We start from the raw sequence: 12,642 nt of genomic DNA, 5'->3' as shown, positions 1-12,642 counted from the left end.
GCCAGTATGGGCGTTACCCTGAAAGCACAGTTTCAGTCCAAGAATCCCACGCTTTCAAGGCGTGAGAGTGTCCAATTAACTTAGCGTGATCAACCGTTTCTGCCGAACCGAGAAGGGAGGCTCTACTTTTATGATTTTATTTGGCAACTCATCTTTTTACTCGTAAAATCGAAGACAAGATCAAGGTCAGTAGAAAAGAGTCCCTAAATTAATGAGTACGTTAATCAGTCACAGTGGAAGATCTATTATTAAATTTCAGATGGTAGATCGGATAAATGATATCGTTTGGCAGGCTCACCAAGGTAGCGTTGCTGCGATTATTCAGCTATTGAACGAAAAGCTAGCCAAGTCTGGTGTCAGAACTAGAGCCATTTTTTCTAATGGTGTCTTACAACTTCTGTGCGAGGCGGCTAGGGTAGAGCAACTTGAGCAATCTCCCCTAGTAGAACAAATCCAGCAAATTCTTGAGTCCATCGCCCCGCGTCACATTCGCCTAGTCAATATCAACAGTCGGATTGTTCGAGAACAACAATTACTTTGGTTAAAGGAAATAGATAGCGATCGCGATAACCAACTGCTTTGGTCACAGGAAATTACATTAATTCAGCCCAATATTCTAAAGCAACTAATTAAAGATTTCACAGAAGCTCAAGCTGAACTAGGAAAACCAAATTTCCCTAAAGCTCCAGCCTCTCGTCCTTTAGTACTTATCAATAAAGAAAAACATGAAAATAAACCGAAAAAAAAGATATTAGCAGCGGCTGGCTTATGCTCACTTTTGTTGCTTGGTTGGGTTGTTTATGCCCAATTAGGTAATAACCTGAAAAACCTAATGCAACTAGAAACTTCCAAATCTTTAACTACAGAAAATATTAACGATAATAAAGCCCAGACACCATCCCGTGCTGCTAACAATAGCCTTTCTGAGCCATCTGATGACCCATTTGCAATATCTGTGCGAATTGCAAACCTTGCTTCTGCATCCGGTAAAACAGCCACAACCTCAACTCAGTGGTTAGAGATAGCTGCTAAGTGGCAACGAGCTTCAGATTTAATGGGTACGGTGCCACAAAACCATAGCCGTTATCAGGAAGCTAAGATTCGTACTCAACTATATAAGAAATACAGTGAGGCGGCGCAGAAAGAAGCAGATAAGAGTAAATCTTAGTTTTTTATTATTGGAAGACTTCGAGTACTGATTAGTATTTTAGCAGTGGTGAATGGATTATTTATTTTATTTACTTTTCGCACTTCACCTAAGCGCGGAAAACGAATTTCAATATGTCACTGCTTCGATTCTAGCTGACCCTTTTCTTGGAAAATGGAGCAAATTCCCCATATTGTAATATTAATTTTGCCGCAGAATAGGTGCGAAATTGAACTCCTGGCATCTTATTTTGTTGCTGGATTTTCAGCAGTTCTTTAACGCTATTTGCAAGTCCCTTAACTTAGATATTCCACCAGGATCAAAAACTGCCATAGCTTTCTAACCTATGGCTGATAACTTGCATTTCTCTAAAATGGATTTAAACTTTTTGATAACATGGATTTCAATCCACTTAAGTCTACTAAGAGGATGTTTGAAAAGTAATGATTGATGTATCAAATATTTTTTACCCCACCCTAACCCTCCCCGATGTATTGGGGAGGGAACCGGATTTTTCTTGTTTCCCCCCTTAGAAAGGGGGGACTAAGGGGGGTAACAACGCAATTAAAATCACAGTTAACCACTTTTCAAACAACCTCTAAGGCTATCAGCCAAGAAATAAATTTCTTGGCTGGAGATTGAGCAGGTGCAAGATATAAATTAACTCAGAAGTTCTCCTGTTTCTTGCAGGGAGTGCAAGCGGTGGTAAATGCCCTCGTGACGCAAGAGTTCATTGTGACTACCCACTTCTACAATCTTTCCTTGCTCCAGAACCACAATTTTATCTGCTTCCCGTACTGTACTTAAACGGTGAGCAATGACGATGGTGGTGCAAGTACCTTGAATCGATCGCATCGCTAGCTGAATCGAACGTTCAGACTCATAATCTAAGCTAGAGGTGGCTTCGTCAAAAACTAGTACGTCTGGTTCCACTAGCAACGCCCTGGCAATTCCCAAGCGTTGTCTTTGTCCTCCAGATAACCTGACACCTCGTTCCCCCACGATGGTGTAATAACCTTGGGGTAAGTGCTGCACTACTTCATCGACTCTGGCAATTCTACAGGCTTCTTGAACCTGCTCCAAACTGGCATCTGGTCTGCCGTAGGTGAGATTATCCAATATAGTACCGTTAAAAACGTCTACTTCTTGGTGAACGATCGCTAGCCTCCGTCTATACTTACTCACATCCAAAGTGCGAATATCTTGACCATCAATCAAAATTTGACCTTCTTGAGGTTCAAAATATCGCAACAGCAATTTCACTAAAGTAGACTTCCCAGAACCGGAACGCCCCACTAATGCAACTGTTTGATATGGCTCAATCAACAAGTTGATATCTTGCAAAACTTGACGGTTAGCATCATATCCAAAACTGACGTGCGATAACTCAACTTTCCCAGTGAAACTATAGGCTGATGTACTTTCTTCTAAACTGACTGCATCTACCCCTGTTGGTTGCTGCATAAATTCGTGATACCCCAACATTGAGGCATAACGACGAGCAAAAATCTCAGCCAGGTTGCTGATCGGTTCCAACTCGGCATAAGCCATGCTGGAAACTGTTAAAGTGGTGATAAAGTGTCCTAAAGAAATCTGACCTTTTAGTGTAGCCGCAAGGGTCAAACCTAGCACTATAAACACACAAAACTGAATGATTGTCGTTGTGAAAGTACTCAGCTTGATGTAACCAAGATGGATGCGAAAAACTACTACTTTAAACTCTCGGTTAAGCCTTTGGTTTTGCCGTTTTAGTTCTAGCGCTTCTGTTGCAAATGCTTTAACTGTTTTGATATTGGTGATAATTTCTGAGTTGCGGCTTTGGGTATTTTCCATGTATTTATCTAGCCGTCGTTCTCGTTCCATCAGCTGGTTTAAATTTCTGAGGGTAAAGCGGAGAATGACTATGAGCGAAATCAGAAAGAATATGGCAATGCGCCACTCAATCAACAAGATAATTACAAAAATTCCCAATATTCGCATTAGCTTGGGAATTAATTGTCCGGCAATTTCTGAATAAGCCCAGGTATGATTTTCTAAACCTTTAGAAATTTTTCCGGCAACACGTCCTGGGTTATTTTCATCGTAAAATTCTAAAGGGAGAGTGAGTATTTTTATTACCGTCTTTGTGAAGTTATCTCGTCGGGTACGTAAAGCAATATCCCAATGAAACCACCAAGTTGACCAGATTTGAATCGGTGCTCTGGCAACGGTTACTAAGAAGATTATACTTATTAGTACCCCTAGCGATAATAATCGATTTTGTGGTAGTTGCGTGAGGTTGCTAATTGCAGCGATCGCATTCTCTATGGGACGATCTAGGGGTTGTCCCGAAAGTACGTTTAAAATTTGCCCTGTGGCATAGGGCACCACCAAATCAATTATTTCAAAAACGCCAGCTGCGGTAATACTGAAAATTATCAGCGCTCGATAGCGATCGTAGTATTTGAGAATATCTCTAAATTTTGCCATGATGCACACTGTCCAAGGACGCGATCGGAAGCTTGGAATTTTTGTATTACGTTTGTAGTACAGAATAGTCAAAGGTTATAGGTTTAAATCACTACTTTGGAGTAGTAGGCATTTGTGCGGGGACAAATTCTAGGCGATAGCGATAGAGAGCAACTGGTTGAAAACCAGCTTTAAAGTAATCTGGATCTTGGGGTGAAAGATAGACAGCAGTAACTTGATCTGCCTCAATCGCCGGATTACCTGTTGGAAGTTTATGATAAGCGGTGGTAGATTCTACAGAGTTTAAATAGGGGCGTGAACCACCTTTAAATAGTTGTTGAAACACTTCTGTGGTGATGAACTTGTCATCAGGAGTAGTTTCTATGGCCCGTGCAGTCACAATGGAAACTAGTTGGCGACTGCTACGCAAAAAAGTAATCTGACGATTAGGTGAATCTGGATCTACTTTAACTAATAACACTACTTTATCCCCTAAATAAGCTCGTGCCAAATTTAAGCTATTAAACGCTCTATCTGCTACTAAAATTGGGGATTTATTATCTATCTGAGGAAATATTTTTAACCTGGCAGCATGTGGTTGCTCTTTCACAAATCTTACTACAAAACTCACAGGCTGATTTAATTGTCGGCGATTACCTTCAAACCCTGGAGTTACGATATCTGGTGCTAAAGGCGCAACTAAATCTACCAATGTACTTGTAACTTGCCAATAACCAGCCATCCATTCAGGGTAAACCAAATCACCCGAAGCCGGTTGCACTGAAGTTAATTTTTCCCATTGGGGAAAATTTGCTAATCGTTCAGATAACTCTCCTGCAAAAGCTTCGCCACTCCACAATAGGAATAAAACCAGCAAGCAAAAACTCCAAATTACCTTCATTGTACGCATTAGCAGTTTCGTATTTATCGATTAAAAATCAAGTAAGTTTTTTTAAAAAATTAAAACTTTGTAGTAAGTGGTTTAACACTCAAGCGCTGACTAAAAACTAATCACAGATTTTTACTTTTTTTTGTCCAGTTGAATTGATTTGCGCCAATTTACTTAATCTATGAGATAATAATGAACTTCAGCTATTGTGTATTATTTTGCTAGCTATTCACCCACAGAATATCATTTAGTCACTAATTTACCATCACAAAAAGCCAACATAGTTAAAGATACTTAACTCCACAATCCAAAATTATGGTAACAGCATGACATTGGCATTAGGTATGATTGAAGTTTATGGCGTTCCCACAGCAGTAGAAGCGGGAGATGCCATGTGTAAAGCTGCCCGGATCACCCTTGTTGGTTATGAAAATACTGATTTGGGAAGAATTACCGTGTTAATCCGGGGGGTTGTAGGTGAGGTAAATGTGGCGATAACAGCAGCATTAAAGGCGGTTCTACGAGTTAATGGCGGCGAGGTACTTTCTTATCATATTATTCCTCGCACCCACGAAAATTTAGAATATGTTTTACCGATTCATCGCAGCGTTAATGTAGAGCAGTTCAGTGCAGATATCCGATTTCCTCCACCCCTATCAGTTTAGCCGGATTAAATTTCTGCTGGTAAAGGTTGCCAAATCTCTCCATATTGCTCCCGTAAAGCTTGCCAAGTTTCAACCTGACCTGGTTCATATTCTCCCGGTTTCCCCCATTGCAAAAATAGGCTTAAAGCAGGCTCCTGTTTCTCATCTAAAAACCGAATGGCATAAGTTGTAAAATTACCCCTTTTTGCTTCACCTGTTTCAAATTTCACTTGAGTAATTTTGTCCATATTCAAGTGAAACTCAAAGCCTTCGGTGTGCATATTCGCATACTTACCCTTTGGTAATTCTGCATAAAATAACTTTTCTAGCTTACCCCTTGCTTCTAATACAGCAGCGCTACTAGTGACAATTAGACGCAATGTTCCAAGAGTCTCACAAGCTGCTAAAAATTCTTTTAAAGTAGTACTCATAAATTGTTATCCTTTGTTATTTTTTGATGCCCTATGTCTATTTTTCGTATTGTTCATAAGCAGCGACAATGCGCTGAACTAGAGGATGGCGCACGACATCTTTTTGGGAAAATTCGCAAAAGGCAATGCCTTCAACCTGTTTTAAAACTTGTAAAGCCACTCCTAAACCCGATTGTTGATGAAGTGGTAAATCAGTTTGTGTCATGTCGCCTGTAATCACCATCCGAGAACGGAAGCCCAAACGAGTCAAAACCATTTTCATCTGAGCGGGTGTAGTATTTTGAGCTTCATCCACAATTACAAAGGCGTTATTTAAGGTGCGTCCCCGCATATAGGCGAGTGGTGCGACTTCAATCACACCACGTTCCATTAAACTAGGTACTTTTTCTGGGTCGATAAATTCATAAATAGCATCGTAAAGTGGGCGAAGATAGGGATTAACTTTCTGTTGTAAGTCTCCAGGCAAAAAACCAAGTTTTTCACCGGCTTCGACGGCAGGACGAGTTAAAATTAGCTTTTCAACCTGGTTAGCAAGGAGTGCTTGCACGGCGACAACAACGGCGAGATAAGTCTTGCCAGTACCAGCAGGCCCAATCCCAAAGGTGAGGTCACGCCTACGGAGTGCGTCGATATATTGGCGCTGGCGAAAGGTTTTAGCACGGACTTCTTCACCGCGACGAGTTTTAGCAAGGACATCTCGCTGTAAATCTTGCAGTTCCCCTTGACGATCGCTTTCTATGGCTTGACGGGCTGTTGAAATATCGGCACTAGAGATGACATTGCCTTTAATCCAGAGGTCTTCAAGCGATCGCACTAATCGAGAAGCCAGATCAATTTGCCCTTGGGTACCACAAATCAGTAATTCCTGTCCGCGTAGCACTAAACTGGCTCCTGTTTGTCGAGATAGGGTTTTGAGATTTTCTTCTCCATCTCCGGCAAGAGCGATCGCACTGGGAATATTCGGCAGCTGAATTGTTAAGGCACCTGCCATAGTATTTCTTAATTGGTGAGGATCTGTGTTTGACAAAGGTTAATTTTTCTCACTAACGGCGAAATTAAACTTTTATTACTTACATTTTGAAAAAATCTTGGCAACAAATAAATCGGCTGTAGGGGCGTACAGTTGTACGCCCCTACTATCAGCAGTATGGTACTGGTGAAGAGTTCAAAAAAAGATCCAAAAATCTTTTTGCTACTTTCCATCTTTACAAAAATTCTGAGCGGTTGTGATCACAACCGCTCAGATATCTGTAGTTTTAACCTAGCGGAGACGGGGTTTAACAATGGGTTTAGGCCCATCATTTGCCCGAGGTTCTCTCCTAGTTGGCGGTGGCGATCGCTCTTCTGTGTCTTCATCAAAAGACATACCCTCCCGGCCCGGCGTGGTGCTGCCGTAGATATCCAGGTATACTGATTGCCCAGCAGCAGCAGCTGCTGCGGCAATTACTGTACGAATCGCTTGAATATTGCGTCCCCCTCGACCCAACACTTTTCCTTTATCTGTGCTATCAAAGGCGATGCGAACCCAAACCCGATTAAGGGTTTGAGAAATTTCACAATCGACGCTTAAAGTCTCTAGAGATTCTAAAAACGGCTCCACCAAAAACTGAACCAGCCCAAGATAGTTGGGACTAGCTGTTGGGGATATTGTTCCGGAATTATGATGCGGCTGTGGCACTGACCTGTTCAAAAACATTGGCTTTTACTAAAATGCGACGGACGGTGTCAGTAGGTTGAGCGCCTTGTTGTAGTCGCTTGACGATGCCGGGAACGTCTAATCGCACTTCATCGGTTCTGGGGTTGTAGAATCCCAACTCTTCTAGGGGACGGCCATCGCGGCGAGCGAGGTTGTTAATGGCGACAATGCGGTAACTTGCTTCCCGCTTTTTACCGAATCGCTTCAAGCGCAGTTTGATCATGGTTGAAGAATCATTCTCCTATTGGTTGTTAGATATTAGTTAGTAACTAGTTGATTAGGAAGTAACCTAAATCTGGCTGCTGCCGAGAAATTGAAGGTCAGCTTCCTGTGCTGATTAATTCTGAGGTCGAAATGCTAATTTTAGCACTGCCTAGCATTTGCTGCTATTAGTCATTAGTCATTAGTCCTTAGTTAATGACTAAAGATTGCCGAAGCCTTTTTTCTTTTTATCTTTGGTTTTTTTCTTTTTCGTGCCTGTGGCGTCACCACCATAACCCCGCCATCCTGGGGCTGCGGGACGATTACCTGCACCTGCGAAGGCGTTGCCCATACCGCCACCGCCGAACATTCCCGGCATTCCAGGGAAGCCACCTTGACTCATTTGCTGCATGAGCGATCGCATTTTTTGGAAATCACCCACCAGTTTAGTCACATCTGACTCTCTATAGCCTGAGCCAGAAGCAATCCGCCGCCGCCGACTAGGAGAACTGGCTAATAAATCGGGGTCGTGGCGTTCTTGGCGAGTCATGGAGTTAATCATTGCCTCACAGCGCTTCAGCTGCGTTTCTCCCTGCTTGAGCTGATCATCTGAGAGCTTGTTCATCCCCGGAATCATCTTGATGAAGCCTCCCAGAGATCCCATGTTCTTCAGCATCCGCAACTGCTTGAGAAAGTCAGTAAAGTCAAACTTCGCTGACAGGATTTTCTCCTGCATTTTCTCAGCATCTGCTAAATCAAACTCTTCTTGGGCTTTTTCTACCAGGGTGAGAACGTCGCCCATTCCCAGAATCCGCGATGCCATGCGATCGGGATAAAACGGTTGCAGTGCCTCGACTTTCTCACCCACGCCCACAAACTTAATCGGCGCTCCCGAAATCTTTCGCACCGAAAGCGCTGCACCGCCACGGCTATCACCATCCAGCTTGGTGAGAATCGCCCCAGTAATTCCTATCTGCTCATGGAAGGTGCGGGTAAGATTGGCTGCCTCTTGACCAGTCATCGCGTCCACCACCAACAAAGTTTCATCGGGTTGGACAGTTGCTTTGATCCGGGCTAATTCCGCCATCATGTCTTCGTCAATTTGCAGGCGTCCAGCAGTATCAATAATTACTGTGTTTACACCTTCTGCCCTGCCGCGTTCTACACCTTGCCTTGCAATTTCTACTGGGTCTGCGTCGCTTCCTAGTTCAAATACTGGTACGTCAATTTGCTTACCCAACGTCACCAACTGGTCGATCGCTGCTGGGCGATATACGTCTGTCGCCACCAACAAGCAGCTACGCTCTAATTTACGGAGATGTAAGGCTAATTTAGCGGTAGCTGTAGTTTTACCAGTACCTTGCAACCCAGCCATTAACACAATAGTAGGCTGTGCCTTGGCTTCTGCAATGGGAACATTTTCTTCTCCCATCACCTCCACCAGTTCATCGTGAACAATTTTGATGAACTGTTGGTCAGGTCGCACCCCGGTTATCACCTCGGCTCCCTGTGCTTTGGCTTCGACTTCGCTAATAAAATCTTTGACTACCTGGAGATTGACATCTGCCTCCAACAAGGCGCGGCGCACTTCGCGCAATGCATCTTGAATGTTGGATTGAGAAATTTTGTCCTGTCCCCGCAGTTTTTTCCAGGCGGATTCTAAACGATCAGATAATGCATCAAACATAATGTAATTACAGGTAGTTCGTCAATGAGGAAGTTTGAACCGCCGATGAATGCGATTTGGAATTTCCGCTAAAGTTTAAACGTGCTATCTACCAGCTTAGTATTTTTCACCGCGACTGTAGCAACCAGATACCTACCTTTATTGAAGTAGTAAACCGTCCTTTGGGTGTAAATTTTGATTTTTCAAAGGGAAAAATGCCAGCACTACAGATAAATTAAGGATTTTAGTGTGAATAGTTGAGAAAGCGCAGGAGAGCAAAAATATATGAAAGAATATAGAGCATATATGTGCGACTTTGGGCATCAGTGGTCTATTTTTAAGGATAAACAAGACCCTGAAGATGAAGGAGACTGTATATGCTTAGAAGGTCATCCCGCAGTAATGCTCAAAAAGGAACCAGCAGTTGATGATGTTCAAATGACTTTTAGACCAGCAGGTAGAGTAGTAGATACAGTCAAGCAGCAGGTTCATGGACAAGGCAAATACTACATAATAATCTCCAACTTAGCAGCTACACAGGAAAGGGTTTCAAAAAAAGTATATTCTTGGGAAGAGATATATCAAATTGGTAAAAGGTTTGACAAGCGTTCATTTGAATGGGCATTAAATTACTGGGAAAGCCTTTCTCTTTGACTGGATAAAGCCACTCTTTTTCTAAAACAGGACTCACGTAATAACTCTCTGAAACTCTTATTCCTTTGCGTCCTTTGCGGTAGCCTGCGGCAAGCCGCTTTGCGTCTACGTTTTATCATGATTTTTTTGCGTAAGTCCTGTAAAAGAGAGCTTTACGCATGGCTTATCGATTTGAAAACTGTTGTAATCGCCCTTTTATGATTGAGTTGCTCCTGGTTTTGAGAGCTGTTGTTTATAAAAGCGGACAACTTTTTGCACATACTCAGCAGTGAAACCTTTGTCACAGCCTGTATAACTACCAGTCATCCACCAACAAGCTGCGCCACGCACAGATGTAATTTCATTATTGTTGGTAGCACGAAATTGATTGCTTAACTCACGGCGCGTAATACAGGATACAACTTGACGAGCGATCGCAGGGCTGTTTTCAAACTGCGTCGGTGTTAATTCTCGTTTGAGACAAGTTTTTGACCAGCCTTTGAGGGTTTCTGGTTTAACTTGCCATTCGCTGTAAAGTCCATCGTTGGGATTTTTTGTTTGCGGTGCAGCCTGTCGCAACGCCTCTACCATCGCCGCAACTTGGGTATCAGAAATCGGCTGTTGTGCTTGAGCTAATAATGGCAATAGTCCTAAACTGACAATAACTCCGTTGAGTAGTAATCCTATGGGGTTTTTGATCATGAATTTGGAATTATTTTAGATATCACGAGGTCAAATACTATATCTTATTAGTATGAATTAGCAAGGCATGATGCACAGATTCAAGTGATTTCAAAACTCTTGTAGAGACGTTGCATTGCAACGTCTCTAATCTAATCAGCAACGCCGATATTTTTTAACAACTCACTAAATCTTCCACATCACTGGCACTATTTGGTAATGCGGCTGTTAAAACTTCGCTACTTACCTCAGTGACTAATACATCATCTTCGATGCGGATTCCGCGGACATCGGCAAATTCAGATAAACGTTGCCAATTCACTACATTCTGATATTTTAAGCGAACATTAGCATCATTTAAAATTGCTGGTACTTGATAAAAACCAGGTTCAATTGTGACTAACATTCCTGGACGCAAAGGACGATTTAAACGCAGGTAGCTTAAGCCAAAGCGATCGCTCCTTTCCCGTTCCTCTTCATACCCTGCTAAATCGCCCAAATCTTCCATATCATGGACATCTAAACCCAGTAGATGACCGACTCCATGAGGGAAAAACAGGGCATGGGCATCCATTTCTACTAAATCTTGGGGATTTCCTTGTAAAATGCCTAACTCTACTAAACCTTCAGCGATAACTGTGGCAGCTAGCAAATGAATATCTTCATACTCTACACCAGGGTGTATTTTGGCAATGCAAGCATCATGGGCTGCTAATACGACATTATAAATATCTCTCTGGGTCGATGAAAATTTACCAGAAACTGGCCAAGTGCGAGTGACATCACCTGCCCAACCCATCTCAGTTTCAGCGCCAACATCGGCAAGCAATAAGTCACCTGGTTGTAGAGGGTGGTGATAGTGTTCGTTATGCAAAACTTCACCGTGAACTGTAACAATACTGTTGTATGAGGTGGTCATGTTGTGGGCAATAATTACCCCTTCCATCGCTGCCCGAACTTCTGCTTCTAGCTTCGCTTTTGGTGTTGCTGCCATCCCAGCTTTGTGCGCCTCTATAGTGACAGCCGCCGCTTTTCGCAACTGGGTTAATGCAGCATCATCGTGAGTAAGGCGGATAGAAACGATCGCCTTAGCTAACTCTAAATCAATTCCTTGGGGAGGACTTTGTGGTAACACCCATCTATTTAATAGCTGCGATTGTTGCGTCCAAGTAGCTGCATCTTGTACAGCAACTGTGGCGGCATCTTCTACCAAAGATTCTAATTCTGCCATTGGTCTTGCCACATCCGCGCCAATCTTCTGGGCTATTTCCTCGCGTGTTGGCGTTTCTCCATGCCAAAGGGCGCTGCTGGGTGATGGATCGTCAATGAATAGTTCTAGCCTACCCGCTTCTAGACGAATTGCCGCCTTTGATAATGGCAGTCCGGCAAAATAGAGGAAATGACTGCTAGCGCGAAACGGAAGAAGATTTGCGGCAAAGTTGCGCGGACTGTTACTACCTGACCACAGAATTACTGGAAAATCAATGAGGTTGGCTAGTTGTTGGCGTCGGAGACGTAAAGTATCCACGAGGGAAGTAGAAGTTTGTTGGATAAGCATAAATGGAAACTCAAGGTTATAGTTTTGTCTTTATCAAACAGAATTCAGGAGTCAGAATTCAGAAATGTTTTCTGTACGATAAGAGCGGATGAATAAACGGGTTTAAAACCCCCACTAAATCTCTGATTTAGTGGTCAATATTTCAGTGGGGGATTCAGATCCCCACTGAAATATTGCTGACCCCTGAATTCTGACTTCTGAATTCTTCTTCAATTAGTCGTTATCTTCTTTATCGTCATCGTCTTTATCATTCTTGCGATCGCGATGTTTGTCGTCGCCATTTTTGTCCTTCTGGTTAGTCTGGTTAGGCTGTTGGGTAGGTTGTAGGACTGGTTTTTGTTGCTCAGTTGGAGCAGATGGCCGCGGTACCTCAACAACACAACTAACTAATCCTCCAGAAATTAGCGCTAAGTTGACAGCTGCAAAGATGCTTCTGAAGATTTTCATCCTCATGTTTTCGTTTTGCTTGAACATTGACCCCAGTTTTTGGAGATTGTATTCCTAATTTATAAGGTACTGTATATGGGGGTTCTCATTTGGATGTAACACGCGCTTTAACACGGCTGTGCTAACCTACGAACGATTAGCCGTCTGAGAATAATCGTAACGGTCGGCATAAATCTTCAACGCACTCCTGAGAAATATAAT

General features: G+C 42.8%; 13 protein-coding genes. 3 read left to right on the top strand and 10 right to left on the bottom strand.

What is annotated here, in order from left to right; genetic code table 11:
• The first annotated feature begins 259 nt into the window (after positions 1–259).
• Positions 260–1,168 (top strand): hypothetical protein, encoded by a 909-nt coding sequence (locus tag V7K35_RS08140; protein WP_335077872.1) that lies wholly within the window; start codon positions 260–262, stop codon positions 1,166–1,168.
• A gap of 639 nt (positions 1,169–1,807) precedes the next feature.
• Here V7K35_RS08140 and V7K35_RS08135 read toward each other — a convergent pair.
• Positions 1,808–3,616, bottom strand: a complete 1,809-nt coding sequence (locus V7K35_RS08135) for an ABC transporter ATP-binding protein (protein ID WP_335077870.1) — start codon at positions 3,614–3,616, stop codon at positions 1,808–1,810.
• A gap of 91 nt (positions 3,617–3,707) precedes the next feature.
• The gene (locus tag V7K35_RS08130; RefSeq protein WP_335077868.1) at positions 3,708–4,505 is read right to left on the bottom strand and encodes a DUF6816 family protein; all 798 of its coding nucleotides are present in this window, start codon (positions 4,503–4,505) and stop codon (positions 3,708–3,710) included.
• Between the two features lie 305 nt (positions 4,506–4,810).
• Here V7K35_RS08130 and V7K35_RS08125 point away from each other — a divergent pair, with 305 nt between their 5' ends.
• The gene (locus V7K35_RS08125; RefSeq protein ID WP_335077866.1) at positions 4,811–5,149 is read left to right on the top strand and encodes a carbon dioxide-concentrating mechanism protein CcmK; all 339 of its coding nucleotides are present in this window, start codon (positions 4,811–4,813) and stop codon (positions 5,147–5,149) included.
• Positions 5,150–5,154: 5 nt separating this feature from the next.
• On the opposite strand, the gene V7K35_RS08120 is transcribed toward V7K35_RS08125, so the two are convergent.
• The 5 genes from V7K35_RS08120 to ffh all read right to left on the bottom strand — a co-directional run bounded on the left by V7K35_RS08120 (position 5,155) and on the right by ffh (position 9,143).
• Positions 5,155–5,559 carry a ChuX/HutX family heme-like substrate-binding protein gene (locus tag V7K35_RS08120; RefSeq protein WP_335077864.1) on the bottom strand — a complete coding sequence of 135 codons (405 nt, stop codon included), beginning with the start codon at positions 5,557–5,559 and terminating at the stop codon, positions 5,155–5,157.
• Positions 5,560–5,596: 37 nt separating this feature from the next.
• Positions 5,597–6,550 (bottom strand): PhoH family protein, encoded by a 954-nt coding sequence (locus V7K35_RS08115; RefSeq protein WP_335077862.1) that lies wholly within the window; start codon positions 6,548–6,550, stop codon positions 5,597–5,599.
• Positions 6,551–6,820: 270 nt separating this feature from the next.
• The gene (locus V7K35_RS08110; protein WP_334794693.1) at positions 6,821–7,255 is read right to left on the bottom strand and encodes a KH domain-containing protein; all 435 of its coding nucleotides are present in this window, start codon (positions 7,253–7,255) and stop codon (positions 6,821–6,823) included.
• Complete coding sequence (rpsP, locus tag V7K35_RS08105; protein WP_012409382.1) at positions 7,218–7,478, bottom strand: 30S ribosomal protein S16; 261 nt, start codon at positions 7,476–7,478, stop codon at positions 7,218–7,220. Before rpsP ends, V7K35_RS08110 begins: the two co-directional genes overlap by 38 nt.
• A gap of 198 nt (positions 7,479–7,676) precedes the next feature.
• Entirely contained in the window at positions 7,677–9,143 is a 1,467-nt protein-coding gene (ffh, locus tag V7K35_RS08100; RefSeq protein ID WP_335077860.1) for a signal recognition particle protein, read from the bottom strand.
• Positions 9,144–9,407: 264 nt separating this feature from the next.
• Here ffh and V7K35_RS08095 point away from each other — a divergent pair, with 264 nt between their 5' ends.
• On the top strand, positions 9,408–9,776 hold the full coding sequence (locus tag V7K35_RS08095) for a hypothetical protein (RefSeq protein WP_335077858.1): 369 nt from the start codon (positions 9,408–9,410) through the stop codon (positions 9,774–9,776).
• A 195-nt stretch (positions 9,777–9,971) separates the two neighbouring features.
• On the opposite strand, the gene V7K35_RS08090 is transcribed toward V7K35_RS08095, so the two are convergent.
• From V7K35_RS08090 to V7K35_RS08080, 3 genes are all read right to left on the bottom strand, one after another.
• Entirely contained in the window at positions 9,972–10,457 is a 486-nt protein-coding gene (locus V7K35_RS08090) for a hypothetical protein (protein ID WP_335077856.1), read from the bottom strand.
• A 154-nt stretch (positions 10,458–10,611) separates the two neighbouring features.
• Positions 10,612–11,994 (bottom strand): aminopeptidase P family protein, encoded by a 1,383-nt coding sequence (locus V7K35_RS08085; RefSeq protein WP_335077854.1) that lies wholly within the window; start codon positions 11,992–11,994, stop codon positions 10,612–10,614.
• 213 nt (positions 11,995–12,207) lie between these two features.
• Positions 12,208–12,441: a hypothetical protein gene (locus tag V7K35_RS08080; RefSeq protein WP_334794683.1), complete on the bottom strand. Its 234-nt coding sequence runs from the start codon at positions 12,439–12,441 to the stop codon at positions 12,208–12,210.
• Positions 12,442–12,642: the final 201 nt, after the last annotated feature.

The organism is Nostoc sp. (assembly GCF_036917275.1).
Taxonomy (GTDB): domain Bacteria; phylum Cyanobacteriota; class Cyanobacteriia; order Cyanobacteriales; family Nostocaceae; genus Nostoc.
This window is presented reverse-complemented; position numbering and strand designations above follow the sequence as displayed.

Bases quoted from the DNA above. Each gene is read 5' to 3' on its own strand.
- V7K35_RS08140 (WP_335077872.1), top strand. From the start codon at position 260: ATGGTAGATCGGATAAATGATATCGTTTGGCAGGCTCACCAAGGTAGC.
- V7K35_RS08135 (WP_335077870.1), bottom strand. From the start codon at position 3,616: ATGGCAAAATTTAGAGATATTCTCAAATACTACGATCGCTATCGAGCG.
- V7K35_RS08130 (WP_335077868.1), bottom strand. From the start codon at position 4,505: ATGCGTACAATGAAGGTAATTTGGAGTTTTTGCTTGCTGGTTTTATTC.
- V7K35_RS08125 (WP_335077866.1), top strand. From the start codon at position 4,811: ATGACATTGGCATTAGGTATGATTGAAGTTTATGGCGTTCCCACAGCA.
- V7K35_RS08120 (WP_335077864.1), bottom strand. From the start codon at position 5,559: ATGAGTACTACTTTAAAAGAATTTTTAGCAGCTTGTGAGACTCTTGGA.
- V7K35_RS08115 (WP_335077862.1), bottom strand. From the start codon at position 6,550: ATGGCAGGTGCCTTAACAATTCAGCTGCCGAATATTCCCAGTGCGATC.
- V7K35_RS08110 (WP_334794693.1), bottom strand. From the start codon at position 7,255: ATGTTTTTGAACAGGTCAGTGCCACAGCCGCATCATAATTCCGGAACA.
- rpsP (WP_012409382.1), bottom strand. From the start codon at position 7,478: ATGATCAAACTGCGCTTGAAGCGATTCGGTAAAAAGCGGGAAGCAAGT.
- ffh (WP_335077860.1), bottom strand. From the start codon at position 9,143: ATGTTTGATGCATTATCTGATCGTTTAGAATCCGCCTGGAAAAAACTG.
- V7K35_RS08095 (WP_335077858.1), top strand. From the start codon at position 9,408: ATGAAAGAATATAGAGCATATATGTGCGACTTTGGGCATCAGTGGTCT.
- V7K35_RS08090 (WP_335077856.1), bottom strand. From the start codon at position 10,457: ATGATCAAAAACCCCATAGGATTACTACTCAACGGAGTTATTGTCAGT.
- V7K35_RS08085 (WP_335077854.1), bottom strand. From the start codon at position 11,994: ATGCTTATCCAACAAACTTCTACTTCCCTCGTGGATACTTTACGTCTC.
- V7K35_RS08080 (WP_334794683.1), bottom strand. From the start codon at position 12,441: ATGAAAATCTTCAGAAGCATCTTTGCAGCTGTCAACTTAGCGCTAATT.